This is a genomic window from Nonomuraea sp. NPDC050547 (assembly GCF_044457345.1).
Taxonomy (GTDB): Bacteria; Actinomycetota; Actinomycetes; order Streptosporangiales; family Streptosporangiaceae; genus Nonomuraea.
The window spans coordinates 86,152-112,580 of sequence record NZ_JBITGW010000014.1 but is presented as its reverse complement, the minus strand read 5'-3'; the positions used below and the strand labels follow the sequence as shown (position 1 = coordinate 112,580).

The 26,429-nt window shown below is 72.5% G+C and carries 27 protein-coding genes; 16 read left to right on the top strand and 11 right to left on the bottom strand.

Going from position 1 to position 26,429, the window contains the following annotated elements; all coding sequences use genetic code 11:
* Nucleotides 1-12: 12 nt before the first annotated feature.
* A complete protein-coding gene (locus tag ACIBHY_RS32285; protein WP_397248622.1) occupies nt 13-744 on the top strand; it encodes a 16S rRNA (uracil(1498)-N(3))-methyltransferase in 732 nt (243 codons plus the stop codon).
* 4 nt (nt 745-748) lie between these two features.
* Here the strand turns inward: ACIBHY_RS32285 and ACIBHY_RS32280 are convergent, their stop codons facing one another.
* Both ACIBHY_RS32280 and ACIBHY_RS32275 read right to left on the bottom strand, forming a co-directional pair.
* On the bottom strand, nt 749-1,393 hold the full coding sequence (locus ACIBHY_RS32280; RefSeq protein WP_397248624.1) for a hypothetical protein: 645 nt from the start codon (nt 1,391-1,393) through the stop codon (nt 749-751).
* Nucleotides 1,390-1,935 (bottom strand): SigE family RNA polymerase sigma factor, encoded by a 546-nt coding sequence (locus ACIBHY_RS32275; protein WP_184967323.1) that lies wholly within the window; start codon nt 1,933-1,935, stop codon nt 1,390-1,392. The genes ACIBHY_RS32280 and ACIBHY_RS32275 overlap by 4 nt, the downstream gene beginning before the upstream one ends.
* 230 nt (nt 1,936-2,165) lie before the next feature.
* On the opposite strand from ACIBHY_RS32275, the gene ACIBHY_RS32270 reads away from it, so the two are divergent.
* The 9 genes from ACIBHY_RS32270 (at nt 2,166) to ACIBHY_RS32230 (ending at nt 8,917) form a co-directional block, all read left to right on the top strand.
* Nucleotides 2,166-2,510, top strand: a complete 345-nt coding sequence (locus tag ACIBHY_RS32270) for a histidine triad nucleotide-binding protein (RefSeq protein ID WP_397248626.1) — start codon at nt 2,166-2,168, stop codon at nt 2,508-2,510.
* Nucleotides 2,511-2,607: 97 nt separating this feature from the next.
* Nucleotides 2,608-3,645 (top strand): PhoH family protein, encoded by a 1,038-nt coding sequence (locus tag ACIBHY_RS32265; protein ID WP_397248628.1) that lies wholly within the window; start codon nt 2,608-2,610, stop codon nt 3,643-3,645.
* A gap of 46 nt (nt 3,646-3,691) precedes the next feature.
* Entirely contained in the window at nt 3,692-4,168 is a 477-nt protein-coding gene (ybeY, locus tag ACIBHY_RS32260) for an rRNA maturation RNase YbeY (RefSeq protein WP_397248630.1), read from the top strand.
* Nucleotides 4,165-5,454: a hemolysin family protein gene (locus ACIBHY_RS32255; RefSeq protein WP_397248632.1), complete on the top strand. Its 1,290-nt coding sequence runs from the start codon at nt 4,165-4,167 to the stop codon at nt 5,452-5,454. Before ybeY ends, ACIBHY_RS32255 begins: the two co-directional genes overlap by 4 nt.
* A 556-nt stretch (nt 5,455-6,010) precedes the next feature.
* Nucleotides 6,011-6,643, top strand: a complete 633-nt coding sequence (locus tag ACIBHY_RS32250) for a hypothetical protein (RefSeq protein ID WP_397308676.1) — start codon at nt 6,011-6,013, stop codon at nt 6,641-6,643.
* Nucleotides 6,644-6,654: 11 nt separating this feature from the next.
* Complete coding sequence (locus ACIBHY_RS32245; RefSeq protein ID WP_397248636.1) at nt 6,655-6,972, top strand: cytidine deaminase; 318 nt, start codon at nt 6,655-6,657, stop codon at nt 6,970-6,972.
* A gap of 1 nt (nt 6,973) precedes the next feature.
* Nucleotides 6,974-7,453 (top strand): NUDIX domain-containing protein, encoded by a 480-nt coding sequence (locus ACIBHY_RS32240; RefSeq protein ID WP_397248638.1) that lies wholly within the window; start codon nt 6,974-6,976, stop codon nt 7,451-7,453.
* A gap of 18 nt (nt 7,454-7,471) precedes the next feature.
* Entirely contained in the window at nt 7,472-8,380 is a 909-nt protein-coding gene (gene era / locus ACIBHY_RS32235; protein WP_379616648.1) for a GTPase Era, read from the top strand.
* 51 nt (nt 8,381-8,431) lie between these two features.
* Nucleotides 8,432-8,917 (top strand): hypothetical protein, encoded by a 486-nt coding sequence (locus ACIBHY_RS32230; protein ID WP_397308675.1) that lies wholly within the window; start codon nt 8,432-8,434, stop codon nt 8,915-8,917.
* A gap of 39 nt (nt 8,918-8,956) precedes the next feature.
* On the opposite strand, the gene ACIBHY_RS32225 is transcribed toward ACIBHY_RS32230, so the two are convergent.
* The gene (locus ACIBHY_RS32225) at nt 8,957-10,501 is read right to left on the bottom strand and encodes an endonuclease/exonuclease/phosphatase family protein (protein WP_397308674.1); all 1,545 of its coding nucleotides are present in this window, start codon (nt 10,499-10,501) and stop codon (nt 8,957-8,959) included.
* A 116-nt stretch (nt 10,502-10,617) separates the two neighbouring features.
* A complete protein-coding gene (locus ACIBHY_RS32220; RefSeq protein ID WP_397308673.1) occupies nt 10,618-13,140 on the bottom strand; it encodes a BTAD domain-containing putative transcriptional regulator in 2,523 nt (840 codons plus the stop codon).
* A 58-nt stretch (nt 13,141-13,198) separates the two neighbouring features.
* On the opposite strand from ACIBHY_RS32220, the gene ACIBHY_RS32215 reads away from it, so the two are divergent.
* The gene (locus ACIBHY_RS32215; RefSeq protein WP_397308672.1) at nt 13,199-16,708 is read left to right on the top strand and encodes a protein kinase; all 3,510 of its coding nucleotides are present in this window, start codon (nt 13,199-13,201) and stop codon (nt 16,706-16,708) included.
* Here the strand turns inward: ACIBHY_RS32215 and ACIBHY_RS32210 are convergent.
* Nucleotides 16,664-17,458: a Mut7-C RNAse domain-containing protein gene (locus tag ACIBHY_RS32210; RefSeq protein WP_397308671.1), complete on the bottom strand. Its 795-nt coding sequence runs from the start codon at nt 17,456-17,458 to the stop codon at nt 16,664-16,666. The genes ACIBHY_RS32215 and ACIBHY_RS32210 overlap by 45 nt on opposite strands.
* Nucleotides 17,459-17,484: 26 nt before the next feature.
* On the opposite strand from ACIBHY_RS32210, the gene ACIBHY_RS32205 reads away from it, so the two are divergent.
* Nucleotides 17,485-18,390, top strand: a complete 906-nt coding sequence (locus tag ACIBHY_RS32205) for a TAXI family TRAP transporter solute-binding subunit (RefSeq protein ID WP_397308670.1) — start codon at nt 17,485-17,487, stop codon at nt 18,388-18,390.
* Here ACIBHY_RS32205 and ACIBHY_RS32200 read toward each other — a convergent pair.
* Nucleotides 18,387-18,983, bottom strand: coding sequence for a TetR/AcrR family transcriptional regulator (locus tag ACIBHY_RS32200; protein ID WP_397248652.1), 597 nt, complete (start codon nt 18,981-18,983; stop codon nt 18,387-18,389). The two genes, ACIBHY_RS32205 and ACIBHY_RS32200, sit on opposite strands and share 4 nt — an antisense overlap.
* A 104-nt stretch (nt 18,984-19,087) precedes the next feature.
* Between ACIBHY_RS32200 and ACIBHY_RS32195 the strand changes: the two genes are divergently transcribed.
* Both ACIBHY_RS32195 and ACIBHY_RS32190 read left to right on the top strand, forming a co-directional pair.
* Nucleotides 19,088-19,297 carry a hypothetical protein gene (locus tag ACIBHY_RS32195; protein WP_397248654.1) on the top strand — a complete coding sequence of 70 codons (210 nt, stop codon included), beginning with the start codon at nt 19,088-19,090 and terminating at the stop codon, nt 19,295-19,297.
* A complete protein-coding gene (locus ACIBHY_RS32190) occupies nt 19,294-20,835 on the top strand; it encodes a carboxylesterase/lipase family protein (RefSeq protein ID WP_397308669.1) in 1,542 nt (513 codons plus the stop codon). Before ACIBHY_RS32195 ends, ACIBHY_RS32190 begins: the two co-directional genes overlap by 4 nt.
* Here ACIBHY_RS32190 and ACIBHY_RS32185 read toward each other — a convergent pair.
* The 5 genes from ACIBHY_RS32185 to ACIBHY_RS32165 form a co-directional block, all read right to left on the bottom strand.
* Nucleotides 20,814-22,154 carry a sensor histidine kinase gene (locus ACIBHY_RS32185; protein ID WP_397308668.1) on the bottom strand — a complete coding sequence of 447 codons (1,341 nt, stop codon included), beginning with the start codon at nt 22,152-22,154 and terminating at the stop codon, nt 20,814-20,816. The two genes, ACIBHY_RS32190 and ACIBHY_RS32185, sit on opposite strands and share 22 nt — an antisense overlap.
* Nucleotides 22,151-22,816 carry a response regulator transcription factor gene (locus ACIBHY_RS32180; protein ID WP_397248658.1) on the bottom strand — a complete coding sequence of 222 codons (666 nt, stop codon included), beginning with the start codon at nt 22,814-22,816 and terminating at the stop codon, nt 22,151-22,153. Before ACIBHY_RS32180 ends, ACIBHY_RS32185 begins: the two co-directional genes overlap by 4 nt.
* 10 nt (nt 22,817-22,826) lie before the next feature.
* Nucleotides 22,827-24,143: an MFS transporter gene (locus ACIBHY_RS32175; RefSeq protein WP_397248660.1), complete on the bottom strand. Its 1,317-nt coding sequence runs from the start codon at nt 24,141-24,143 to the stop codon at nt 22,827-22,829.
* Nucleotides 24,144-24,252: 109 nt separating this feature from the next.
* Nucleotides 24,253-25,236, bottom strand: a complete 984-nt coding sequence (locus ACIBHY_RS32170; protein WP_397308667.1) for a GNAT family N-acetyltransferase — start codon at nt 25,234-25,236, stop codon at nt 24,253-24,255.
* A gap of 24 nt (nt 25,237-25,260) precedes the next feature.
* Complete coding sequence (locus ACIBHY_RS32165) at nt 25,261-25,506, bottom strand: DUF2630 family protein (protein ID WP_397308666.1); 246 nt, start codon at nt 25,504-25,506, stop codon at nt 25,261-25,263.
* A gap of 38 nt (nt 25,507-25,544) precedes the next feature.
* Here ACIBHY_RS32165 and ACIBHY_RS32160 point away from each other — a divergent pair, with 38 nt between their 5' ends.
* Nucleotides 25,545-25,862, top strand: coding sequence for a hypothetical protein (locus tag ACIBHY_RS32160; protein WP_397308665.1), 318 nt, complete (start codon nt 25,545-25,547; stop codon nt 25,860-25,862).
* Entirely contained in the window at nt 25,859-26,290 is a 432-nt protein-coding gene (locus tag ACIBHY_RS32155) for a hypothetical protein (RefSeq protein ID WP_397308664.1), read from the top strand. Before ACIBHY_RS32160 ends, ACIBHY_RS32155 begins: the two co-directional genes overlap by 4 nt.
* The last annotated feature ends 139 nt before the right edge of the window (nt 26,291-26,429 follow it).

Below are 26,429 nucleotides of genomic sequence, written 5' to 3'. Positions count from 1 at the left end.
GCGGATGCGGCCATGAGCGTTCCGGTGTTCCTGGCCGGGCGCGAGACGTTCGGCGGCGATGAGACGGTGCTCGACGGCCCGGAGGGCCGCCACGCGGCGGCCGTCAGGCGGCTGCGGGCGGGTGAGCGGGTCGACCTCACCGACGGCGACGGAGCGGTGGCCGAGTGCGTCGTGCGCGAGGCGCTCAAGGACCGGCTGCTGCTCGACGTGCTCAAGCGTTACGAGGTCCCGGCTCCCGCGCCACGCGTGGTCGTCGTCCAGGGACTGCCCAAGGGCGACAGGGGCGAGCTGGCCGTCGAGATGATGACCGAGGCCGGTGTCGACCGCATCGTGCCCTGGGCGGCCGCGCGCAGCATCACCCAGTGGAAGGGCGACAAGGTCGCCAAGGCGCTCGGCAAGTGGCGCGCCACCGCGCGGGAGGCGGGCAAGCAGGCACGGCGCTTCCACGGAGCCGAGGTGGCCGATCTGGCCTCCACCGCTGAGGTGGAGGCGTTGCTCGGACGGGCGGCGCTGGCTCTCGTGCTGCACGAGGAGGCGGCGGAGCCGCTGTCGCGGGTGAGCCTGCCCGCCGGCGGGGAGATCGTGCTCGTGGTCGGGCCCGAGGGCGGGATCTCGGAAGGCGAGCTGGCCGGGTTCGTCGCGGCGGGAGCCGTACCGGCGCTGATGGGGTCCACGGTGCTGCGGACCTCGACCGCGGGAGTGGCCGCGGCGGCGGTGCTGATGGCGCGCACGGGGCGCTGGTGAGACCTCAGCTCACCTGGTTGGAGGTCAGCGGCGTCGTCAGGTCGGTGGGTGGCGCGGGCGGCTGGTCGTCCGGCGGGCACTCCTCCGGCGGGCAGCTGCCGGACGGGATGGGCGTGTCAGTGGGGCCGGAGGGCGTGGGACTGGCCGACGCCGTGGGGCAGTCCTCGCGCGGCGCGGCCTCCTCTTCCGGAGTGGTCGGGCAGGGCGTCGGCGTCGGGGTGACGCTGCCGCTCGGGGACGGCTTCGCCGTCGACTTGGCCGACTCGGTGGCCTGTCCGGGCGACGTCGGCGTGGGCGTCGGGTCGGCGGGCAGGATCGCCGGCTCCGACCTGCTCGGGCTGGGCTTGTCCTGAGGGCGGTTGGTGGAGGAGTTGTCCGGCGGGACGGTCGAGTCCTCCACCGGCTGGATCTGGGTGGGCGTGATGACCCGTTCCCTGAGTGAGGGGACCACCATGACGACGGTGCCCGCGACCAGTACGGCACTGACCGTGGCGGCGCCGATGCGCCACCACAACACGCTGCGCACGCCCCGCCGCTCGATGCGGCCGCGGATGATCTCCAGACCTTCCGGAGACGGCACGACCGCGTCCGCCTCCGCGCGGAGCACGCGGCGCAGAATGTCGCCGTACTCGTCGGGCGGCTGGGTCATGACATCTTCTCCAGGACGGATCGCAAGGCGGCCATGCCACGGGCGGTGTGGCTCTTGACCGCGCCCTTGCTGATGCCCATGGCATGGGCGATCTCAGCCTCGGACAGATCCCCGTAGTAACGAAGGACAAGGGCCTCTCTCTGCCGGGTCGGCAGCGCGCGTAATGCCTCGATGACTGCGGAGCGCTCCAGCTCGCCGATGGCGCCGTTCTCGGCGCTCGGGGCGTCTGGCAGGCCCTTGGGCGCGTACTTCTCCACGACGGCTCGGTGACGCAGAACGGAACGGGACCGGTTGACGACAGACTGCCGCAGGTAGGCGAGTGCCTTGTCGGGGTCACGCAGTCTGCGCCAGGCGCCATGGATGGCGACGAACGCGTCCTGCACGACTTCCTCCGCGGTTGCTATGTCGCGCACGAGCAACACGGCGAGACGAACCAATGACCGGAAGTGCGCACTGTACAGCGCGGTAACGGCCACGTCGGCGTCCCATCCGACCGGCACCGCCCCCAGCGACCTGTCGGCCAGAAGGGTTTCGGTGGTCACATCAATGGGACGCTCGGCCTTCCCTGCGGGTTTACGCTCATCCGGTTCTTGAGGTTTTCCCGGTTCCTTGGGATGCATTACCCAGTCGTGTCCTCGCCAGGTGGCCTCGCCCGAGCCTGAATCGTCTTTTGTGCTGAAGTGTCGCACACACACCCTAACCGCGTGGATCTTCCGGCGCACGGTACGCAGGATTACCGATTGGCAACGGGTCGCCTCGATAGGCTACTCCCGTGACCGACTGCCTCTTCTGCAAGATCGTGGCCAAGGAGATCCCGGCCGACGTCGTCCACGAGAGCGACCGCACGCTCGCCTTCCGTGACATCAACCCGCAGGCGCCCACCCACGTGCTCGTGATCCCCAAGGAGCACCACCCCGACGCCGCGGCGCTGGCCGTGGCCGACGACGGGCTGGCCGACGACGTGCTGAAAGCCGCCCACGCGGTCGCCGTGCAGGAAGGGGTGGCCGAAACCGGGTACCGCGTCGTGTTCAATACCGGGGCCGGTGCGGGGCAGACCGTCTTCCACGTGCACGCGCATGTTCTCGGCGGGCGCAACCTGACCTGGCCTCCCGGCTGATATTGACGCGAGCGCGCGGGCCACTCCCGGCTACGATGGGGCCAGAGAAGTACACCCGAATTAAGACCGGGAGGCATCAGGCCCGAGGGCCTGACCCATGTCCGAACTACACGAATCCCGACGCACGGCACCTCCCTCGCGCACTCAGGCCAAGGTGCTGATCCCGGACGAATACCCGATGGTCAGCCTCCTGGGCTCCCGTGACGAGCTGCTGCGCGTCATCGAGGGCGCCTTCCGGGCCGACATCCACGTCCGGGGCAACGAGATCACCATCACCGGGACCCCCGACGAGAGCGGCGCCGTCGTGCGCCTGTTCGAGGAGCTGGTCGAGGTGCTGCGCAACGGCGGCGAGCTCTCGCCCGACGCCGTCGAGCGGAGCATCGCGATGATGAAGATGACCTCCGAGCGGCCCGCAGAGGTGCTGTCGCTCGACATCCTGTCCTCCAGGGGGCGGACCATCCGCCCCAAGACGGCCAACCAGAAGCGCTACGTCGACGCCATCGACAAGCACACCGTCGTGTTCGGCATCGGCCCCGCCGGCACCGGCAAGACCTACCTGGCCATGGCCAAGGCGGTCCGCGCGCTTCAGGAGAAGAAGGTCAACCGGATCATCCTCACCCGGCCGGCGGTCGAGGCGGGGGAGCGGCTGGGCTTCCTGCCCGGCACGCTCTACGAGAAGATCGACCCCTATCTCCGGCCGCTCTACGACGCGCTGCACGACATGCTCGACCCAGAGACGATCCCCAAGCTCATGGCCGCGGGCACGATCGAGGTCGCGCCGCTGGCGTACATGCGCGGCCGTACACTCAACGACGCCTTCATCATCCTCGACGAGGCGCAGAACACCTCGCCCGAGCAGATGAAGATGTTCCTGACCCGGCTGGGCTTCGGCTCCAAGATCGTGGTGACGGGTGACGTCACGCAGGTCGACCTCCCCTCCGGCACCGAGAGCGGCCTGCGCGTCGTGCAGGGCATCCTCTCCGACATCCGCGACATCCACTTCGCGACGCTGACCAGCGTCGACGTGGTGCGCCACCGGCTCGTCAGCGACATCGTCGACGCCTACGGCCGCTACGACGTGCTGAAGCAGCAGGAGCTGAAGTCGGTCAAGCAGCAGCGGGGGCCCAGGCGATGAGAGAGCTACCGGATCTCCCGCTCGCGCGCCCGGCGAAGGAGGGCGCGTGAGCATCGAGATCAACAACGAGTCGGGTGACGAGGTCGACGACGAGACGCTCGTCGCCCTCGCCACCCACGTGCTCGGCGAGATGGGCATCCACCCGCTCGCCGAGCTGTCCCTCCTCATCGTGGACGAGAACACCATGGCCGACCTCCACGAGAAGTGGATGGGCGAGCCGGGTCCCACCGACGTGCTCGCCTTCCCGATGGACGAACTGCGTCCCGGCGGCGGCGCCCGCGGCGACTCCGAGGGCCCGGCCGAGCCCGGCCTGCTCGGCGACGTCGTGCTGTGCCCGCCCGTCGCGGCCAGGCAGGCCGCCGAGGCCGGCCACAGCGCCGCCGACGAGCTGGAGCTGCTGTGCACCCACGGCATCCTCCACCTGCTCGGCTACGATCACGCAGAGCCTGAGGAGCACAAGGAGATGTTCGGGCTGCAGGCCCAGCTTCTCGCGTCGTGGAAAGAGGTGCGCTCCCCGCGGTGAACGCCTGGTTGCCTCTGGCCATCCTCCTCGTGGTGATCGCCGGCCTGATCGCCAGTGCGGAGACGGCGCTGACCCGCATCTCCCGGGTGCGGGCGGAGGAGTTCGTGCGCGAGGGCAGGAGAGGCTCCAAGCGCCTGCAGGACATCGTCACCGACCCGTCCGGCTCGCTCAACCTGCTGCTCCTGCTCAGGCTGAGCTGCGAGCTGGTCGCCACCGTGATCGTGACGTTGCTGTTCATCGACGTTCAGGGCGATCAGGGCTGGGCGTACGTGAGCGCCGCCGCCGTCATGATCGTGGTCAGCTACGTGATCGTCGGCGTCTCTCCCCGTACGCTGGGCCGTCAGCACGCGGAGCCGATCGCGCTGGCCGGAGCCCCCGTCGTCTACGGCCTCACCAAGATCTTCGGTCCGCTGCCCAAGCTGCTCATCCTGCTCGGCAACGCGCTCACGCCCGGCAAGGGTTTCCGCGAGGGCCCGTTCACCTCCGAGGCGGAGCTGCGCGACCTGGTCGACCTGGCCGAGGAGCGGCGGGTCATCGAGCCGGACGAGCGGGAGATGATCCACTCGGTCTTCGAGCTGGGTGACACGCTGGTGCGCGAGGTCATGGTGCCGCGCACCGACATGGTGTTCATCGAACGCGGCAAGACGCTCGACCAGGCCCTCTCGCTCCACCTGCGCAGTGGGTTCTCGCGCATCCCTGTCGTGGGGGAGAACGAGGACGACGTGATCGGCATCGCGTACCTCAAGGACATCACCCGGCGCGTGCACGAGAGCGGCGAGGGCACGGAGAAGGTCGAGTCGATCATGCGGCCGGCCACGTACGTGCCGGAGAGCAAGCCGATCGACCAGCTGCTGCGCGAGATGCAGGCGCGCCAGATCCACCTGGCCATCGTCATCGACGAGTACGGCGGTACCGCCGGGCTGGTCACCATCGAGGACGTCCTGGAGGAGATCGTCGGCGAGATCACCGACGAGTACGACCAGGAGGCGCCCCGGGTCGAGGCCATGCCCGACGGCGCGATGCGGGTGACGGCGCGGATGCCGGTGGACGAGCTGGGCGAGCTGTTCGACACCGAGATCGAGGTGGACGACGTCGAGACGGTGGGCGGGCTGCTGGCACACGCGCTGGGGCGGGTTCCCATCGCGGGGTCGCAGGCGCGGGTGGCGGGGCTGGAGCTGACCGCCGAGAGCCTGGCCGGGCGCCGCAACCGCATCAGCACGGTGGTGGTACGCCGCGTCCGCCCCGAGTCCGGCGAACCCATCCCCGCCTCCGCCGAACAGGACTGACCCCACCCTCCTCATCCACCGAGGTCGGACCGCGCTCTTCGGCAGCGCGGGTGCGGGGTCGCCCACCTTGGCGCGGGCTCGACGGGTCGCGGCCTCTTTGGCGGACGCCGTCGGGAGGCACGTGGCCAGGACGGGCGCGGCCTCCCTTGGCGGCGCTTGCCCGTGGGGTCAGGGCTCGGGGTGGCGCGGCTCCGGGGTTGCCGCCTTGTGGGTGGGTTTTCGCAGGTGGGAGGGCCTGGGAAGTCGTACAAAGTCGTATTAAGTGTTCTACAAGCGAAATGCAAGCGACGTGTCGCAATCTATTCACAGACGCCCAGTGCGGTGGGTGTCGCAGAGGGGTGATCCGGACGCCGGGTGGGGTTCGCGGCGCGAGGTAGCCCCTGGGGGGACGGCAACGTCTCGGTCAGCTAGCCGATCGCGACGTTGCTCGGCGTAAAGGGTGTTCTCGTCCGATAAAACGGGCGAGAGCACCCTTAAGCGTTTCCATGGGTGTCTGATGGCTTCTCCGGTGGATTGCCGCATTCGCGTTCTGGGGAGATCGCCCTCCGGGGGGAACATGGAACGCGGAGTATGGATCATCGTCGGCGCGCTGCTCATGGCGGGGCTGACCGCGTGCGGGGGCGGCACCGTCGACGCGCAGCTCGACATGCGGGCGCAGGAGCGGCTCAAGGAGATCCTGAACAAGGATCCCAAGCTGCCCGACGGATTCTCGCCACGGCCGCAGGAGGCGTGGAGAGTGCCGTTCGCCGCCCGTGACCGGAACTGCCGGGCCGTACTCGATCCGGTGGCGGGGAAGGCGCCGCGGCGGGCGCTCACCGCGCAGGCGGCGGCCAGCTATCCCGGCAACGCGCTGGGGGAGACGGCCGGGGTGGCGCTGGCGCGGTACGCGGGGGCGGAGGCCGAGTGGCACATCGACGACCTCGGCAAGGCGCTGCGGGGATGTCATGCGGTGAGCGCCGGTGCAGGGACCGATCTGCGGCTGCGTACGCTGCCGGTCGGCGGCGTGGGTGACGAGGCGGTGGCGGCGGAGCTGGCGGGGCGGCTCAACGGGTATCCGTACGCGCTGAACGTGTTGCTCGTGCGCGAGGGGGACACGCTGGTGTCGCTGGTGCACACCGGGCTCAAGCGGGTCGACCCGAAGCGCACGGAGCAGCTGGCGCGGTCGGTGCTCGGGATGGCCAGGGCCTAACCTAGTCTCCCGTGACTCTCGATCCCGAAGACAGCAAGATCATCACGCTGGCCCGGTCGGCCAGGGCGCGCAACGGCTCGCGCGAAGGCGCCGCCGTACGCGATGAGACCGGGCGCACCTACTCGGCCACCAACGTCGCGCTCGACGCGCTCACGCTCTCCGCCGTGCAGGTCGCCGCGGCCATGGCGATCTCCAGCGGCGCGCGGACCCTGGAGGCCGCCGCGCTGGTCACCGAGGGCGAGGGCCCGAGCGAGGCGGACGCCGCGGTGGTCGGCGAGCTGGGCGGCAGGCTGCTCGTGGCCGGTCCCGACGGCCGGTTGAGGGGCTGACATGGCGATGTCGCCGTTCCTGGCCGAGCTCAGGGCCGCGGTGGGCGGGCGGTTGCTGGTGCTGCCCTCGGTGACGGCGTGTGTGTTCGACGCGGAGGGGCGGCTGCTGCTCGCACGCCACGGCGACGTCGGGAAGTGGGCGACGCCCGGCGGCGGCATCGACCCTGACGAGCGGCCGCAGGACGCCGTCGTGCGCGAGCTGCGCGAGGAGCTGTCCGTGGAGGCTTCGGTGCGCGGCCTGATCGGCGTGTACGGCGGGCCGGACTTCCGCACCCACTACCCCAACGGCCACGAGGTCGCCTACGTCATCGCCGCCTACGCCTGCGTCCTCACCGAAGCCGTCACGCCCACCCCCGACGGCGAGGAGATCAACGACTTCACCTGGGCCCTTCCCGGGGATCTCGCCGCGCTCGACATGACCTCGTGGTCGCCGCACGTGCTGCCCGACGCGTATGCCTGGTGGCGGCAGCACGGTGGCTGATGGGCCACAATCGACTATGTGACTTCGCCAGACAACCATCGCGCCGGTTTCGCCTGCTTCGTGGGGAGGCCGAACGTCGGCAAGTCCACGCTGATGAACGCCCTGGTCGGTACCAAGGTGGCCATCACCTCGTCCAAGCCGCAGACCACCCGGCGCGTCATCCGGGGCATCGTCCACCGGCCCGACGCCCAGTTGATCATCGTCGACACGCCGGGCCTGCACCGGCCGCGCACCCTGCTCGGCGAGCGCCTCGACAGCCTGGTGCTGTCCACGCTCACCGAGGTGGACGTCATCGGCTTCTGCGTGCCCGCCGGTGACGCGATCGGCAAGGGCGACCGCTTCATCGCCGAGAAGCTCGCCGCGGTGAAGAAGACGCCCGTCGTGGCCGTGGTCACCAAGTGCGACCTGGCCTCCAAGGAGCAGATCGCCGAGCAGCTGCTGGCCGTCTCGGAGCTGGGGGAGTTCGCCGACATCGTCCCGGTCTCCGCGACCTCCGGCGACAACCTCGGCGCGCTGGCCGACGTGCTCGTCCGGCACATGCCCGAGTCGCCGCCCCTGTACGAGGACGGCCGCCTCACCGACGAGCCCGAGCAGGTCCTGGTCGGCGAGCTGATCAGGGAGGCGGCGCTGGAAGGGGTACGCGACGAGCTGCCCCACTCGATCGCCGTCGTGGTCGACGAGATGCTGCCCCGTGAGGGCCGCGACGACCTGCTCGACATCTACGCGCACCTGTTCGTGGAGCGTCCCTCGCAGAAGGCCATCATCATCGGGCACAAGGGGGAACGGCTGCGCGACGTGGGCACCAGGGCCCGCAAGCAGATCGAGGCGTTGCTCGGTACCCGCGTCTACCTCGACCTGCGCATCAGCGTCGCCAAGGACTGGCAGCGCGACCCGAAACAGTTGCGCAGGCTGGGCTTCTTCGACTGAGCCCCGGGCGGGGTTGTGGTGCGCGACGCCGGGCGGGCTTATGGTGATCGGGTGGGCGACTACCTTTCGTCGCGGGTGTCGGGCAGGCCGGAACGCAAGGCGCGCAGGGGCTACGCGCTCGCCGTCGTCGCGGCCGGGGCGTTGCTGGTGGTCTGCGCGATCCTGCCCTGGGCGGGGCTCTCGGCACGCAGTGACCTGATCGGCGCGGGCGTCGTCAGGACCGTGCGCGGCATCGACGACGGCTTCGGCGTCTACACCCTGATCGCCGGGTTGGTCGCGGGCGCGTTCGGGGTGGCCGGGCTGATGACGGGACGCCGGCCGTGGGCCGGGCTGGCGGCGATCCCCGGCGGGGTGGCGGCGGCCGTCCTCGTGCTGTTCGTGGCCGGCCCGCGGGACGCGGGCGACCGGATCTCCGTTGACCTGGGCGGATTCCTGGCGATCGAGCCGGTGCTGCAGTACGGGTGGTTCGCCGCCCTGGGCAGCGCGCTGGCCGTCGTGGTCTTCGCCGTTCTCTCCCTGCTCCCACGCCGCGGCTGACCGGGGTGGGACGGCGGGTTTCCCCGCCGCCCCCATGGGTCAGCTGAGCGTGAACGTGGTCAGGACGGCGGCGTGGTCGGAGGTCCACTCGTTGCCGCCGTGGCCGGGGTGGGGCGCCGGGGTTCCGGCGACGACCGCGTCGGAGGACTCGACGCTCAGCCCGCCGGCGTAGTGGACGAAGTCGATGCGGTCCTGCGGTTCGGGGTCGCCGGCGCGGTGGTCGTAGCCGTATCCGCCGGTGAAGGTCTTGTAGACGGGCGACCACGTGTTGCCGGGCGCGGTGACCGGGTTGGGACGGGCGACGCGGTAGGAGTCCTTGAGGCCCGCCTGCTCGGGAACCTTCGAGGTCGGCCACGGGATGCCGGAGCGCCCGCAGTGGGACGACGCCGCCGCGGCGGTGTAGTCGAGGTGCGAGGGGGCGTTGAAGTCGCCGGTCAGGAGCACGGGGTGGGTCCCGGCGGCCTGCAGGTGGCCGCCCATGGCCTGGACGATCGCCTGGATCTGGCCGGTGCGGCCGGAGTTCGCCTCCCGGGTGAGCAACTGCTGGGTGGTGCGGTTGGAGAAGCAGGCGTCGTAGGGGCCGTAGGGGGTGTAGCCGAGGTGGGCGTTCCACAGGACCAGCTCGCGGCCGGTGCGCTCGTCGAGGCGGACGCGCGCGTAGATGCCGGCGAGCCCCGACTGCGACGGCAGCGGGCCGCGCGCGGTGATCGGGTAGCGGCTGATGATGCCCAGGTCGGCGCCGGCCTGGTAGTGGTCCCAGCCGAGTGCCTGGGCGAGCTCCTGCGCCGAGGTCGAGGACGTCTCCTGCAGGCCGACCACGTCCACGTCGCGGTCCAGCAGGAAGCGCAGCTGCTTCTCACGGCCGCCGGAGACCTGACTGCCGCCGTGCCACAGGTTCCAGCTCATCGCCTTCAGCCGGGGCACCAGCGTCTCGCTCGCGCCGCGTACCCGGATCGAGACCGATGCCGTGCTCGTCTGTCCCGCCGCGTTGCGCGCCTCGACGGTGAGCGCCGAGGTTCCGGCCGCGGTGGGGGTGCCGCTGACGCGGCCGTCGGCGGCGACCGCGATCCACGCCGCGCCCGCCTTCTTGGTGAAGGTCAGTCCGCTCGTGTCGCCTTTCACCAGTCCTGTGACGCTCGCACCGTACGGCGTGCCGGCCCGCCCGTTGCGCAGCGTGAAGGGCGAGGTGACGAAGTGCAGGGCGGCGGAGCTGACGAGCTTGAGCCGGGCGGGCTGGGCCAGCCAGGCGTAGCCGTCCTGGGCGAGGAAGTAGACGACGTAGTCGCCGGGCTCCAAACCCTGGGTGGGCAGGGTGGCGGTGCCGCCGGCGTCGGGGGTGTAGACCCAGGTGAGCGACGGGCCCACGAACTGCTCGGCGACGGGGCCGTCGCCGGGTTCGGTGTAGAGGCCGACCCAGTTCTTGGCGTGCGGGCGGGGCGTGGAGTAGGAGAGCCTGATCGGGTCGCCGGCCCGCACGGCGCTCGATTCGAGGGCGAGCGTGCCGTCGGGGGCGGCGGCGCGGGCGGGAACGGTCACGGTGGTCAGGGCGAGGAGGGCGGCGGCTAACAGGGGGAGTAGACGCATCGGGGCTCCTAGTGGCTGGCTGTCCGAAGAGAGCATCCACTGGCAAAGTAAAGCCAAGATGTACGCAGTCTGACAAGTATCCACCCTGGTCAAGGGTGGACAAGTGGCACAGCTGTCTAGACAAGCTCCTTGAGGATGTCGCGGGCGAGGGCGGTCAGCTCGGCCGCGCGGCCGGTGGCGCCCTCGGCCGTGTTGACCTCGGCCAAGGCCGTCAGCGCCGCGGCGTCGAGCAGGCGGTCGCCGAGCCGCAGGGCGATGCTCCTGGCCTGTTCGGCGGCGTCGCGGGCGGACGGGACGTCGTGTTGCGCCAGCCGTACCGAGGACAGGGCGAGCAGGGCGTCGGTGCGGCGGTGGCGGTCGCCGAGGCCGGCGAGGTGTTCGGCGGCGGCGCTCAGGTGCGCTGCGGCCTCCTCCGGGCGGCCCGCGCGGCGCAGCACCTCGCCGAGGGCGAGCAGGGTGTCGGCGCGCTCGCGCTCGCCCTCGGCCGCCTCCAGGCAGGTGGTCAGCAGGCGTTCGGCGTCCTGCGGGCGGCCCAGCTCCAGGTGGGCGCGGCCCAGGCGGCGGCGGGTGTGGTGGGCTTCGCGCACGGAGCCCGTGCGGTGGAACAGGCCCAGGGCCAGGCGGAGGCGTTCGTGCGCCTCCTGCCAGCGGTGTTCGGCGAGGAGCAGGTCGCCCTCATCGCGCAGGATCAGGGCCTCGGCCCGGGGATCGCCGGTCGCCTGAGCGGCGGGCAGGGCGTGGGCCAGGACGGTACGCCAGTCGTCGAGGTGGCGGTGGCGCTCCAGGAACGGCGTCAGCAGGTGCGCGAGCTGCCAGCAGTCGGCGTCGAGCCCGGCCCGCCACAGGTCACCGGTCAGGGCGACGAGGAAGCCGCGCTCGGCGGCCAGCCACTGCACCGACTCCTTGATCTCGCGGGTGGCGAAGGCGGCCGCGGGGTCGCCGGAGACCAGGGGGAAGCGGGAGACGCGCACCCTGGCCAGCACCAGCGCGGGCAGCGCGGACAGCCCCGGCGGGTCCGGCTGCTCGCGGGCGAACAACCGGACCAGCTCGTGCATGCGGTAGCGGACCTGCCCGGCCACGTCCACCGTGTGCGCCTCCAGCAGGCCCGCCTCGACCAGCGCCTCGGCCTGGCCGCCGAAGACCTCGGTCACCCAGTCGCCCACATCGGGCGCCGACAGCGCGCCGAGCCCGCGCAGCGTACGCCCGGCCGCCTCCGGCAGGCCGTCGTAGCCGATGGCGAACGCGCTGCGCACGGTCTGGTCGCCGGCGTGCAGGCCGTCGAGCCGGCGGTGCTCGTTCTCCAGCAGGCCGACCAGGTAGTCGGCGGTCCAGGCGGGCCGGGCGGCCAGCCGTGAGCCGGCCACGCGCAGCGCGATCGGCAGGCCGCCGCAGAAGCGGGCCAGCCGGACCAGCGCCTCGCCGGGCTCGCGGCCCGAGCTTCTGGTCAGCAGTTCCAGCGACTCCTCCGGGCCGAGCACGCCGACCGGCAGCCGCCTGGCGCCGGGCAGACCGGCCAGCGCCGACCGGCTGGTGATGATCGTGGGGGAGGAGGTCAGCAGCGGGCGTACCTGCTCCTCGTCGGTGGCGTTGTCGAGCAGGACCAGCAGGCGGCGGCCGGCCGCGTAGGCGCGCAGCAGCCGCTCGCGGCCTTCGGGTGAGTCGGGGACGGCCTGCGCGGGGCAGCCGAGCCAGCGCAGGAAGTCCTCGAGCACCGCGGCGGGGTCGCCGTTCTCGCGCAGGTCGGCGTAGAGGATGCCGTCGGGGAAGCTCGCGCGCTGCTGCCATGCCGCGTGTACGGCCAGCGCCGACTTGCCCGTGCCCGCCTGGCCATGGACGACCACCTGGTCCCCGACCACCTCTTCCAGCAGCTCGCCCCGGCCGGTGAAGTCGGCCACGTCGCGCGGCAGCAGCACCGGCGGCCCGGCGGAGACGTGCAGGGAGACGTCGTCGTGGAGCATGCGGTGGTAGAGCAGCTGCAGATCGGGGTCGGGCTCGATGGCGTGGCCGCCGTCGAGCTCCTCGCGCAATGCGGCGTAGGCGGCCAGGGCGTCCACGCGCCGGCCGCTGCGGTAGAGGGCCAGCATGTACTGCCCGCGAAATCGCTGCCAGAGCGGGTGCCCGGCGACCAGGCCGCGCAGTTCGGCGAGGACCTCCCGGTGCCGGCCGGCGTCGAGGGCCCGCTGGTTCCTGCGTTCGATGGCCAGCAGGCGCAGCTCCTCCAGCTCCTCGCGCAGCCGGCCGGTCTCCAGCCAGCGCGAGCCGTCGGGGTCGACGTCCTCCAGCGCCGGGCCGCGCCACAGGGTCAGCGCCTCGTCGTAGCCGCCCTGCTCGACCAGGCTCCTGAACCGGTTGACGTCGAGCTGCTCCTCCTCCACGGCGAGCGTGTAGGTGCCGGAGACCGTGGTGATCACGTCCTTGCCGAGGAGCTGGCGCAGGTGGCCGATGTAGCCGCGGACCAGCGAGTCGGAGCGGTCGCCGCCCTCGCGGGGCCATAACAGGTCGCGCAGCCGTCCGACGCTCAGCGGGCGGCGGGCGTTCAGCACGAACATGGTCAGCAGGTCGCGGTGCTTGGGTGCGGTGGGGGTGCGGTCCTCCCCGCCGTCGCGCACCTCTAGCGGCCCCATGATCCGAAATTCCACGCTATTTCCCGCAATCCAGGCGTCTGTGATCTTTTTTGGGCACAGAATTTCATATCTGATGGCGGCGCTTACTCCTTCTGACCCACACCGGCTCGGCGGCTACTGGCTGGCGGGCCGGCTCGGCGCGGGCGGGCAGGGGGTGGTCTACGACGCGTACGGGCCCTCCGGGGAGCGGGTCGCCATCAAGGTACCGCGAGCCGACTCGCCCGAGTCCCGGCGGCGGCTGGGCAAGGAGGCGGACGCGGCGCGGCGGGTGGCCGCCTTCTGCACCGCCCGGGTGGTCGAGGTGGATCTCGGCGTGCCGTACATCGTCAGCGAGTTCGTGCCGGGGCGGACCCTGCGGGAGGTGGTCGCGGAGGCCGGGCCGTACGAGGGGGAGGGGCTGCACCGGCTGGCCGTCGGCGTGGCGACCGCGCTGGCCGCCATCCACCGGGCCGGCGTCGTGCACCGCGACCTCAAGCCGGACAACATCATCCTGGGGCCGGACGGGCCGAGGGTGATCGACTTCGGGGTGGCGCGGGAGGACGGGCCCACCACGACGGGGCCGGTGATGGGGACGCCGAGCTACATGGCGCCCGAGCTGTTCACCGGGCGCGGGGCCGGCGCGGCGGCCGACCTGTGGTCGTGGGGGCTGGTCGTGCTGTTCGCGGCGCGCGGGGCCGACGCGGTCGAGACGGGCGATCCGGTCGCGGTGGTGTCCGAGGTGCTCGGGTTCCGGGCCGACGTGGAGGACCTGCCGGAGCCCCTCGGGCCGCTGGTGGCCGCGGCGCTGGCCCAGGAACCGGGACGGCGGCCGCGGGCGCGGGCCGTACTGCTGGCACTGCTGGGGCTGCCGGACGTGGGTGACGCGGACGCGGGTGACGTGGGTGACGCGGACGCGGGTGACGCGGGCGAGGGTGACGCCGACGCGCCGCTCGCCCGTGGGGGCGCGCTCGCCGCCACGCTCGGCGGGCCCGCCGCCGAGCCCGGCCTCGGCGCGGTCGCCGAAGAGCTGTACGGCGAGCTGTCGGAACGCGAACGGGCCGCCGCGCCCGAGGTGTTCCTGCGCATGGCCGACGGCGAGAGCGTCAGGGAGGTCACCCGCGCCGAACTGCCCGAGGAGGAGGCGGTCGACGGACTGCTGGCGCTGTTCACCGCGTCGGGACTGGTGTCCGCGCCGGGCGAGGGCACGTACGCGCTGGCCAGGCCCGGCCTGGTGCAGGCCTGGCCCAGACTGCGGGAATGGGTGGCCGACAACCGCGACGGCCTGCCCGTGCAGCGCCGGCTGGCCGAGGCTGCGCGCTTCTGGGACGGCCACGGCAGGAAGCCCGCCGACCTCCTGCACGGCTCCCACCTGGACCGCACCCTGCGCTGGGCGGCGGCCGAGCGCCGGGACCTCACGCTGGTGCGGCTGGAGCGCGAGTTCCTGGACGCCGCCACCGCCCGCTCCCGCCGCCAGGTACGGCTGCGCGCGATGCTGGCCGGCGCGATGGCCGTCCTTCTCGTCCTGGCCCTGGGCGGTCTGGCCCTGGCCGAGTACCGCAGGACGGAGGTGGCGGCCCAGCGCGACGCCGCCACCGCCCGCGCGCTGACCCTGCGCGCCGCCGGGCTGCGGGTCAACGACCCGAAGCTGGCCATGCTGCTGAGCGTGGCGGCGTACCGGCTGGATCCCGGCATCCCGGAGACGAGGGCCGCGCTGATCGACTCGCGCTCGCAGCGGTTCACCGACACCTTCACCGACCCCGACGCCGCGTCCGACGTGGTGTACGCCACGAGCCGCGACGGGCGCCTGCTCGTCGCGGTGCAGAACGGGCAGGCGCGGTTGTGGGACGTGCGGGCGCACCGTCAGCTCAGGCAGTTCACGGGCGTCGGGGCCGCGGGGCGGGCCGCGGTCACGACCGACGGGAAGACCCTGGCGCTCCAGGACGACCGTGCGGTGCGGCTGTGGGACCTCGCGTCCGGCCGGCCGATCGGCGGCGCGTTCGCGACGGGCCTGGATGTCACCGATCCCGGCGAGCTGGCCTTCGAGGCCGGCGGGCGGCTGCTGGCCGTCCCCGACGCCGAGGGCGGGCGGCGCTGGTGGACGGTCGAGGACAGGAAGGCGCTGCGGGCGGACCTGTCCGCCGTCGACGGCCGGGGTGCGCGCGGGGTGGTGACACCGCGGCGTGGCAGGGTCGAGCTCTGGGACCTGCGCGCCAACCGGCGGATCGACCTGCCCGGACTGCCGATGACGCGGGACGTCGAGACCGTCGAGATCAGCGGGGACGGCCGGTCGCTGGCGTACACACAGGAGCTCTCGCAGGACACCGAACGCCGGCTTGAGATGCGCGACCTCGTGTCGGGCGCCACGCGCCGTAGCGTGATCCCCGGCGAGACCGCCCGCACCCTCGCCTTCGGCTTCGGCGACGAGCTGATCGCACACTGGGATCTTCTGGGCGACATGGCGGTGCAGCGGCGTTCGGACGGTCACCAGGTCCTGCGGATGGAGATGTCCGAGGACCTGGAGTACCTCCGCCTCGACCCGGGCGACCGGGCCATCCGCCTGGTGATGAGCGGTGGCGTGATCCACACGGTCAGCCTGGCCGCCCTCCTCGACAAGCCGGTCGTCCGCGGGGACTCGCTGGGCACCGGCGAGTTCGCCCCGGGCGGCCGGTTACTCGCCACCTTCGCGCGAGGCGAGGTGCGGCTGTGGGACGTGGCACGCGGACGCCCGGTGGGCGCCCCCATCGCCTGGGGCGACCCCACGCTGCAGGGCAAGCTGGCCTTCGACGCCATGGGCCGCCGGCTGGCCGTGGGCACGGACGACGGCGTGATGCTGATCGACACGGGCACGGGGACGAAGCTCACCTCCTTCCGGCCCGCGAACCCCAAGGCGAGCTCGGTCTACGGCCTGGAGTTCAGCCCCGACGGCCGGACCCTCGCCATCGCCACCGGCGGGGTGGACGGGGCGCTGCCCCTTGAACTACGCGACCTCCGGAGCGGCTCGTCGCTCGCCACGGACGTCGAGAGCGAGGGCGTCACCGCCTGGAGTCCCGACGGGCGCGTCCTGATGACCGCCACCGCACTGATCGACCCGCTCAAGGGAGCGCGGCTGGCCCGTCCCCGCATGCTGGGCACGTCGCTGCAGGTCTACGCCTTCAGCCCCGACGGCCGGTACCTGGCCGTCTGGATGACGGGCCGCCTCGTGCTCTGGGACGCCCGGCTGACGGCCAGGATCGACGACCTGCCCGTGCCGCCGGGGTTCGAGGCGACGGGGCTGGCGTGGTCGCGGGACGGCACGATGCTCGCCGCCTACGGCTTCGGCGACCAGATCAGGCTGTGGGACATCGGGACGCGGCAGGCACTCGGGACCGTCTTCGACGGCATGACGGAGTACGGGTTCATGGAGGGGGCGGCGATCGCCTTCGGCGAGGACGGCGGGACGCTCCTCAGCGCGACGCCCGAAGGCGTGCTGCGCACCCACCCGCTCGATCCGGTACGCCTCGCGCGGGCCGCCTGCCAGGCCGCGGGAAGGCCGCTCACCAGCCAGGAATGGATCCGCCACCTACCGGAGGCGGAACCGTTCCCCGTGTGCGCCGATGCCGGTTAGGGCGGCCTGCGCACGCGTGACGATCTTCTCCAGGTGGTCGCTGTGGGCGCCGCGCCAGTACACCTGGCCGCACTCGCGGCACCGGCCGTACGCGTCGTAGCTGCGCCGGGTGCCGTCGCGCAGGGTGTTCGCCACCTCGCTCTTCGGCACCTCGGCCAGGACGCCGTTGCAGGCGGTGCACCGGGTCCAGGGGCGCAGCGCCGGGGCGAAGCGGTCCAGGAGGTCGCCGAGCTGGAGGTCGGCCTTGGCGCCCCGCACGTACGCGCCCAGCCACAGCGCCCGGCGGCGCAGCAGGCCGCGGTCCTGGGTGAGGAGCACCCGGCGCTCGGCGTTGGCCTGGACCACCAGCGCGGGGTCGTCCATGTCGTTGTGGTACGCGGTGTCGATGCCGAGCAGCCGCAGCCGCCTGGCCAGCGTGCCCAGGTGCACGTCCAGGAGGAAGCGCGGCTCCGCCGACAGCGGCTGGGGCCTGGGGACCGGGGCCACGTCCACGACGTCGCCGCCGCGCGGCTGGTAGGAGGGGCCCACGCCGGTGCCGGTCACCGTCATCGGGCCCACTTCGGTCAGCGGGATGCCCAGGGACTCCACCACGTGCCCCAGCGTGGACGTGCGGTCCGCCTGCGCCCGCTGCCACTCCTGGCGGCGGCTCGCGGGCAGGAAGAGCCGCAGCTCGGAGGCGATGCGCAGGCGTATATCCGTCTCGTCCACACGGTCAGGATGCCACGCGGGCCGTCGGGGGATCACCCCCATTTCGGCGGTGCGGATACCTTGGTGGGGTGAGTCTGCCGCGCCGTTGCCTCTTCGCCCTCGCCGGGCTGGCGTTGGCGGGCTGCGCCGCGGGGGAGTGGGAGGGCGGGCGGATCCGGCTGGCCACGGGGTCGGCGGGTGGGCCGTACGAGCAGCTGGGAGATCGGTTCGCGGCGGAGCTGCGGCGGGTCGGCTTCGAGGTCGGCGTCCTCAAGACCGCCGCCAGCGTCGAGAACCTGGAGATGCTCAGCGACGGCCGGGCCGACGCCGCGTTCGCGCTGGCCGACAGCGCCGACCACGCGGTGCGCGTGCGCCGGCAGCCGGTGGCCGCGCTGGCCCGCATGTACATGAACTACGTGCACCTGGTCGTACGGGCGGGCTCGGCGGTCATGGCGCCCCGGGACCTGGCCGGACGGTCGGTCTCCCTCGGCGCGGAGGGGTCGGGCACCGCCGTCACCGCCGAGCGGGTGCTGCGGGCGGCGGGGCTGACCGGCACCCGCCCGCTCAAACTCGGGCTGGACGCGTCGATCAAGGCGCTGCGCGACGGCAGGGTCGACGCCTTCTTCTGGTCGGGCGGCGTGCCCACGCCCGCGCTGGCCGTGCTCGACGACGTGCGGCTGCTCGCGCTGGACACGCTGGTGCCGGTCCTGCGCCGCGCGCACGGCCCGCTGTACGAGCACGCCGCGTTCCCGGCCGGCGTGTACGGCGCCGCCGAGCCGGTGGCCACCGTCGGCACGCCCAGCTACCTGGTCTGCCGCCGCGACCTGGACGTGGAGCTGGCCAGGGAGCTGACCGCGACCCTGTTCGCCAGCCGCGACCGCCTCCAGGCCCCCGACGCCCCGGGCGGCCGCCTCGACCGCCGTTACGCCATCGGCACCGGCGCCGTCCCCCTCCACCCCGGCGCCGCCCGCTACTACCGCTCGGCGTACGGCTAGCGGAAGATCCGCCCGAGCTGGTGGTCGATGAGGGCCACGGCCTGCTCGGGCGTGTGCTGGCCGAGCAGCACACCGGCCTGGAGCCCCTCGGCCCCGGCCAGCAGGAACGCGGCCTCCGCCGGGATGTCCACCTCCGGCCCCACCTGCCCTTGCTCGCGCCCCTGGCCGAGCATGTCGACCAGCAGCCGTTGCAGACCCGGCGGCGTCTCGCGGACCGTCGCGGCCAGGGCGGGGTCGGCGAGCATGTGCACGAAGTACGCGACGAACACCAGGTGCCGCTCCCGGCGTTCGGCATCCAGCGGCAGCAACTCCATCAGCACCCCGCGCACGATCGTGCGCGGGTCGGGCTTCTCGCTGATCCGCTCCAGCCGCCGCCGCGCGCTCTCGCCGGAGACCGTGTTGAGGATCTCCAGCGCGCCGAGCAGGAGCTGGTCGCGGGTGCCGAAGTAGTACTGCAGAAGCCGGGCCGACACCCCGGCCTCGGTGGCGACCTGCCGCAGGGTGACGTGCTCCAGCCCGCCCTTGACGGCCAGCCGCCACACGGCCTCGGCGATCTGGCGGCGGCGCTGGTCGTGGTCGGCGTGGCGGGGCATGCGTCCGTCCTTGGTCGGGGCGAGCTTCGACTTTGGTTTGTGGTGCGATCGTACCAAAACGGATTATGGTGCGATCGAACCACAAAACATGGGGAGGTTTCGCAGTGAAATACACGGCGGTGCAGGTGATCGGGGTCCTACTGCTGGTCGTGGGCGCGCAGGGAGCCATCAGGCTGCTGGTCGACCACACCGAAGGCGGGCTCCTGCAAGGGCTGCCCGGCGGGTTCGCGGCGTGGATGGCCTGCTACGCGCTCGCCGTCGTCGCCGGCGGGCTCTCGGCGGCCTGGGCGGCGCGGAAGGGGAAGGGCAGGTGAGGAGGATCCTGTCCGTCCTGGTGGTGGCCGCCGCGCTGACGGGATGCGGCGCGGCCGTACCTCCCGCAGGGGTGAAGGGGCCGGTCGTGCGGACGGCCCAGGGCGAGGTGCGCGGGGCCGAGGACGGCGGCGTGCGCAGGTTCCGCGCCCTGCCCTACGCCGCCCCGCCCGTCGGCGAAGCGCGCTGGCGCGCGCCCCGGCCGGCGCCCGCGTGGAAAGGCGTGCGCGACGCGACCAGACCGGGCCCCGCCTGCATGCAACTGGAGGCGCCCGACATGCCCAAGGGCACGCCGACCAGCGAGGACTGCCTGACCGTCGAGGTGACCACCCCCGCCCGGCCGGGCGCGAACCGGCCGGTCATGGTGTGGGTGCCCGGCGGAGGCTTCCTCAGCGGCGCGGGCTCCATCTACGACCCCACGCGCCTGGTCGAAACCGGCGACATCGTGGTCGTCACGGTCAACTACCGCCTGGGCGTCTTCGGCTTCTTCGCCCACCCCGAGCTCGGCCGCGAGACCAACTTCGGCCTGCAGGACCAGGTGGCCGCCCTGAACTGGGTGCGGGCCAACATCGCGCGCTTCGGCGGCGATCCGGGCAGGGTGACGCTCGCCGGAGCCTCGGCAGGGGCGATGAGCGTCTGCACGCTCATGACCTCACCGCCCGCCAAGGGCCTGTTCGGGCAGGCCGTCGTCGAGAGCGGATCGTGCCTGATGAGCCATCCGGCCGGCGCGCTCGGCCCCGGGCTGGGACAGGTGTCGTCCTGGCACCCGCTCGGCACCGTCCAGCGGAACGGGCGCGCGCTGGCCGAGCGGATGTCCTGCGCGGACGTGGCCTGCCTGCGCGGCAAGAAGGCGGGCGACCTGCTGCCGCACACGGGCGGCTTCCCGCTCCTGTCGTACGGCACGCCGTTCGTCCCGCGCGAGCCCGCCAAGGTGTTCGCCGCGGGGAAGGAGGCGGCCGTCCCGCTCCTGCAGGGCAACACGCGCGACGAGCACGCCGAGTTCACGCTCTGGGCCTACCCGGGCGGCATCGGCGAGCGCGACTACCCGGCCCTGCTGAAGAAGGCCTTCGGCGCGGCCGCCGCCCGCGTCGCGGAGCGCTACCCGCGCCGCGACCATCCCTCGGCCGCCGCGGCGGTGAGCAGGGTGTTCAGCGACCGCGACTGGATCTGCCCCACCTGGAAGTCAGGGCGCCTGCACGCGCGCAAGGCCCCCACGTACGCCTACCTGTTCACCGACCCCACCGCGCCCGCGGTCGCCGGGCCGCTGCCCCCGCACATGGGCGAGGTCACCGCGCACGGGGCAGAGACGTTCGCCCTGTTCGACTTCGTGGACGCGCCGGGCAAGACCGCCGGGCAGCGGGCGCTGGCCGAGCGGGTGGTGGGCTACTGGACGCGGTTCGTCCGCACCGGGGACCCGAACGGGGGCGGCGGCCCGCCCTGGCCGCGTCTCGACGGGACCGACCGGGCGCTGGAGCTGGCGCAGGGGGCGGCCCGGCCGTACGACATGAAGGGCGGGCATCACTGCGGGCTCTGGTTCTGAGAACCCAGGCGAACCTCGACGACCAGGCCGTGCGGGTGGGCGGGCAGCAGGCTGAGCGCCGCCCCGCACGCCCTGGCCAGCTCGGCGGCGATGGCCAGGCCCAGGCCGCTGCCCGGCACGTTGGCGTGGGAGCCGGAGCGCCAGAACCGGCCCTGTGCCTCGGCCCGCTCGTCCTCGCCGAGCCCGGGGCCGTCGTCGGCGACCCGGAGCACGCCCTCGTCGAGGGTCACCGCGACTCTGCCGCCGGCGGGGACGAACTTCTGGGCGTTGTCCAGCGCGATGTCGGCGATGCGGGCCACCGGCTCGGGAACCTCCGCCTCCGCCGGGATCTCGATCTCCATCGTCAGGCCGCGCGCGGTGTAGACCTCGCGCCAGCCCACCAGGCGCGGCGCGAGGGCGGTCCGCGCGGTGGCCGCGACCGTGCCCGCCTCGACCTTGGCCAGCGCCAGCAGGTCCTCGACCAGCAGCGCCAGGCGGTCGAGCTCGGCCAGCGTCTCCTCGTACTCGGCCGAGCCCTCCTCGCGCAGGTGCGGCTCCAGGTTCTCCAGACGCAGCGACAGCACAGTCAGCGGGGTACGCAGCTCGTGCGAGGCGTCGGCCACGAACGCCCGCTGGCGCTCCAGCGCGCCGGAGACGGCGTCGGCCATCGCGTTGAAGCGCTCCTCCAGGCGGCGCAGCTCCGACGGGCCGTTGCCCGGGTGCGCGCGGGCGTCGAGCTGGCCCTCGGCGAGCGCCCGCGTGGTGCGGTCGAGCTCGGTGACCGGGCGCAGGATCCAGCGGGCCAGGCGGCGCGCCGCCAGCACCGAGTAGGCCAGCGCGATCAGGGCGCCGGCCGCCAGAGCGCCCCAGACGAGCGTGACGTCCGTGCGGGCGTTGTCGGTGCGGACCTGCAGGAGCACCACGCCGGACAGCTGGGCGTCGCGGCCCGCCGGCTCGGCCAGCAGCACCGTCCGCGGGCCGAGCGGGCCGATGGCCGGCAACTCCTCGGTGGTGCGGCCGGACAGGGCCAGCCTCGTCGCCGCGCCCGTGTCGGCTGTCATCCGCCCGGCCTCGGCCAGCACCCTCCTGTCGCGGCCGAGCACGCGGACGGCGGCGCCGTACAGCTCGCTGTAGCGCTCGATCTCCGCGCTCAGCGCGGAGTGGTCGGCGTCGCGCGCCGACTGGTCGGCCAGCTCGGCGAAGCGGGTGGCGTCCGCGCGGCGGTCGAGCAGCAGCCGGTTGGTGCGGTGCGAGGCGTAGAAGAGCCCCAGCGGTACGGCCAGCGCCGCGATGAGGAAGACGATCAGCGTGGTGAAGGTCACCACCAGCCGGGAGTTCACGCCGTCGAACCCAGGCGGTAACCGGTGCCGCGCAGGGTCTCGACCAGGCCGGGCCGGCCCGTCTTGGCGCGCAGGCCCGCCACGTGCACGTCGAGCGAGCGGGAGGCCGACAGCAGCGGGTCGCCCCACACCTCGTCGAGGATCTCCTCGCGGCTGCGCACCACGCCGGGACTGCGGGCCAGCAGCGCCAGCACGTCGAACTCGCGCCGGGTCAGCGTGATCTGCGCGCCCGCCACGTGCACCTGCCGGGCGTCCAGGTCGATCCGCACGTCCCCGACGGTCACGACCTCGTCGCGCACCGGCAGCGGACGGGTGCCGCGGCGCAGCACCGCCTCCATGCGCGCCATCAGCTCCGCCGTGCGGAACGGCTTGACGAGGTAGTCGTCCGCGCCGGAACGCAGCCCGCGCAGCACCTCCCGCTCCTCGATCCGCGCCGTCACCACGATCAGCGGTACGGCGGAGCTGCGGCGCAACCGTCGCAGCACGTCGAGCCCGTCCATGTCGGGCAGCGTGAGGTCCAGCAGGACGAAGTCGACGCCCCCCGCCAGGCGGAGGGCGTCCACGGCCAGCGCGGCACGGACGACCTCGTGCCCGTGCCGCGACAGTGCCGTGGTCAGTGCCGCCGCGAGCCGGTCGTCGTCCTCGACCAGGAGAACTCGCATGCCGACCAGGTTAGACGCGCTCGGGAACCGCCTCGGCCACGCCGCGCTCACTGCGCGTCAGGGCGGCGTCGCGGGTCTCGCGCATGCTGAAGTACACGACGAGGGAGACGGCGGCGCACCCGGCCACATACCAGTAGAAGCCGGGCTCCATGCCCGCGCCCTTGAACCACAGCGCCACGTACTGGGCGGTGCCGCCGAACAGCGCGTTGGCGATCGCGTACGGCAGCGCCACCCCGAGCGCCCGGATGTTGGTCGGGAACAGCTCGGCCTTCACCACCGCGTTGATCGAGGTGTAGCCGGTGATGATGAGCAGGCCGACGAGCGACAGCAGCAGCGCGCTCCAGAAGCCGCTGACCGACGACAGCGCGTACATGAGCGGCACGGTGCCGAGTGTCGAGCCGACGCCGAAGGTGATCAGCAGCGGCCGCCGTCCGATCCGGTCCGAGAGCGCGCCGGCCGCGGGCTGGATGCACATGAAGATGAACAGCGCGCAGAAGCTCACGGTCGAGGCGGTCGCCTTCGACAGCCCGGCGGTGTTCGACAGGTACGTGGTCAGGTAGGTCGTGTAGGTGTAGTACGCGACGGTGCCGCCCATGGTCAGGGCGATGACCAGCAGAAATTCCCTCTTGTGCGTGAAGAGCGCCTTGAGCGTGCCGCGGTCCTTGGCGTCGTGCGCGCCGGCGGACTCCTCGCCGTAGGCCTCCGTCTCCATCAGGCTGCGCCGCAGGTAGAACACGACCGCGGCGGCCAGGGCGCCGATGATGAACGGGATGCGCCAGCCCCAGGACTTCAGGGCCTCCTCGGTCATGGAGTTCTGCAGGATGATCTGCAGGCCGAGGCCGACGAGCTGGCCGGCGGTCATCGAGACGTACTGGAAGCTGGAGGCGAACCCGCGCCGGCCGGGCGGGGTGGCCTCGGTCAGGAAGGTGGCGCTGGCCGCGTACTCGCCGCCGACCGAGATGCCCTGGAGCAGCCGGGCCACGAGCAGGACCACCGCGGCAGCGCCGCCGATCGTGTCGTACGTGGGCGCGATCGCGATCAGCAGGGCGCTGGCCGACATCAGCGTGACCGTCATGGTCATGGCGGCCTTGCGGCCCTTGCGGTCGGCGTAGCGCCCGAGCAGCCAGCCGCCGATCGGGCGCATGAAGAAGCCGACGGCGAAGATGCCGAAGGTGTTCAGCAACTGGGCGGTGGAATCCCCCTTGGGGAAGAAGGACGCCGCGAAGTAGGTGGCGAAGCTCGCGTAGACGAACCAGTCATACCACTCGACGAGGTTGCCGACAGAACCGCCGATGACGTTCTTCCACGGCATGCGTGCCTTGCTCAACGGGATACCTCCAGGGGGGCGTCTGTGCTGGCCAGAGCCTCTCCGCCGAAGGTTCCCCTGCCAAGGGGGGCGGGCGCATATCTAACCTGCGCTTAACATCGGCGAAACGTCAGACGTCCGTTTGCCAGGTGCTCCACTCGTCGAGCAGCTCGAAGCCCATCGCCTCGTTGATCGCCAGCATGTGGCGGTTGGAGGTGGCGTTCCAGGTGACGACCTGCTCCACCTGCGGCTCGCTCTCGCGCAGCCACAGCAGGTTGGCGACCTTCAGCAGCAGCCCGAGCCTGCGGCCGCGATGGGCGGCGAGCACGGTGGTGTCGGCCTGGCGGGCCCAGCCGTCGGAGCGGTCGGCCTCGATGTAGATGCGCGTGTAGCCCGCGGGGGCGCCGTCGGAGGTACGGCGGGCGATCATGGCGTAGGAGTCGCTTCCGCTGGGCACGATCGACGCCTCGAACTCGCGCATGCGGCCGGTGTCGAAGCGCATCTCCTCGATGTCCGAGCCGCGCGGCGCGTCGTTCATGCCGCCGATGAGCTGGGCGAGATCGGCCAGCAGTTCCTCGGGCGCGGGGCCGGTGAAGCGCTCCAGGTGGTAGCCCTCGGCCTGCGGCAGCATCGCCCTGATCGCCGGCCAGTCGGCCTTACGCAGGTCCAGCGTACGGCGGGCCTCGGGCAGCACGACCTGGCCGCCCATCGCGGCGATGAACGCGGCCCCGCTGCCCGTCTTCTCGGTCTCGCCGACCAGCAGCCTTCTGCCCTCGGCCCTGACCCGCTCCTTCGTGTGCTCGTACAGCGCCCTGCCGACGCCCCGCCGCCGGTGGCCGGGCACGACGAACGCCTCGAACACCACGACGAGATGCGTGTTGTCGAGCAGCGGGTACTGCAGGCCGAGACCGCCGACTATCTGGCCGTCCTCGACCGCGGCCCAGGCCTCGACCCGGGAGCCGGAGTCGCCCTGGCGCATCAGCCACTCGTAGTGGCGCTGTGAGATGACCGGGCCCGGCCGGTGGCCGGTGGCCGCGCGGTAGGCGGTGTACACCTCGTCCAGGGGGCCGCCGAGATCTACTTGCTGGATCGTCATGCCGTCAGGCAAACGCACGCGCGCCTCTTCCCGCCACCGGTTTTACTGCTGGTAGCTCTCGACCTCGCTGACCGGGCGGGCGGCCGCCTCGTCGGGGTTCTCCCCGATGCCCCGGCGGGCCCGGCGCTGCCTGAGCAGGTCCCAGCATTGGTCCAGCGCGACCTCCAGCTCCTTGACCCGCGCGTTCTCCTCCTCCGAGGTCACCTCGCCCGTGGACAGGCGGTTGCGCAGCTCGTGCTCCTCCGCGACGAGGGCGCTGATCCTGGTGAGAATCTCGTTATCCTGCATGATCCTGACTCTAACCGGCGCGTGATAGAACACGCCCTATGCGGGGTATCGCGGTGGTAAGGGAACCTGGTTCGCGCCTGGCCGAGGGCATCGTCACCCATCTCGAACGGCGGGCGGTCGACCACGCGCTCGCCCTGGAGCAGCACGCGGCCTACGTCGGCGCGCTGGGGGAGGCGGGCTGGAACCCGGTCCACGTGCCGCGGGCCGACGACCTGCCGGACGCGGTGTTCGTGGAGGACACCGTGGTGGTGTGTGCGGGCGGCTGGCCGTACTCACGCGTCCAGGGGCGCCGGAACGGCGGCCCGAGGTGGCGGCGGTCGCGGAGGCCGTGCGGCGCCAGGGGTTGCGCGCCGTGACCGTCGAGGCGCCCGGCACGCTCGACGGCGGCGACGTCCTTCAGGTCGGCGCGACCGTGTACGCCGGACGCTCAGCCCGCACCAACGACGAGGGCATCGCCCAGCTCGCCGGGCACCTGCCCGACCGGCGCGTGGTCCCGGTGGAGTTGCGCGGGGTGCTGCATCTGAAGTCGGCCGTGACCGCGCTGCCGGACGGCACGCTGATCGGCGACCCTTCGCTGGTGGATCTGCCGGACCTGCTGGAGCCCCCGGAGGAGGCGGGCTCGCACGTGGTCGTGCTGGACGAGGAGACCGTGCTGATGGCGGCCTCCGCCCCGGAAACAGCCCGCATGCTGCGAAACAGGGGACTTCATGTCATGAGCGTGGATATCTCGGAGTTTGAGAAGCTGGAGGGCTGTGTGACCTGTCTTTCGGTTCTCATCAGGTGAGATCGGGGAGGGCGCACGGCGAGACGTCTGCTAACGTGAATCGCATGCTGCGCGGGCTGCTTCTTAGCTGCCGCGGCGAGGGCCTCTAAAAGCAGGCCGGCTCCCTCGTCGCGGAGCGAGCCATGCGCGTCGGCCGTTC

Coding starts and splice junctions, on each gene's coding strand:
- ACIBHY_RS32285 (WP_397248622.1), top strand. CDS start 13: ATGAGCGTTCCGGTGTTCCTGGCCGGGCGCGAGACGTTCGGCGGCGAT.
- ACIBHY_RS32280 (WP_397248624.1), bottom strand. CDS start 1,393: ATGACCCAGCCGCCCGACGAGTACGGCGACATTCTGCGCCGCGTGCTC.
- ACIBHY_RS32265 (WP_397248628.1), top strand. CDS start 2,608: ATGTCCGAACTACACGAATCCCGACGCACGGCACCTCCCTCGCGCACT.
- ACIBHY_RS32250 (WP_397308676.1), top strand. CDS start 6,011: ATGGAACGCGGAGTATGGATCATCGTCGGCGCGCTGCTCATGGCGGGG.
- ACIBHY_RS32240 (WP_397248638.1), top strand. CDS start 6,974: ATGGCGATGTCGCCGTTCCTGGCCGAGCTCAGGGCCGCGGTGGGCGGG.
- ACIBHY_RS32225 (WP_397308674.1), bottom strand. CDS start 10,501: ATGCGTCTACTCCCCCTGTTAGCCGCCGCCCTCCTCGCCCTGACCACC.
- ACIBHY_RS32215 (WP_397308672.1), top strand. CDS start 13,199: ATGGCGGCGCTTACTCCTTCTGACCCACACCGGCTCGGCGGCTACTGG.
- ACIBHY_RS32210 (WP_397308671.1), bottom strand. CDS start 17,458: ATGGGGGTGATCCCCCGACGGCCCGCGTGGCATCCTGACCGTGTGGAC.
- ACIBHY_RS32200 (WP_397248652.1), bottom strand. CDS start 18,983: ATGCCCCGCCACGCCGACCACGACCAGCGCCGCCGCCAGATCGCCGAG.
- ACIBHY_RS32180 (WP_397248658.1), bottom strand. CDS start 22,816: ATGCGAGTTCTCCTGGTCGAGGACGACGACCGGCTCGCGGCGGCACTG.
- ACIBHY_RS32165 (WP_397308666.1), bottom strand. CDS start 25,506: ATGCAGGATAACGAGATTCTCACCAGGATCAGCGCCCTCGTCGCGGAG.
- ACIBHY_RS32160 (WP_397308665.1), top strand. CDS start 25,545: ATGCGGGGTATCGCGGTGGTAAGGGAACCTGGTTCGCGCCTGGCCGAG.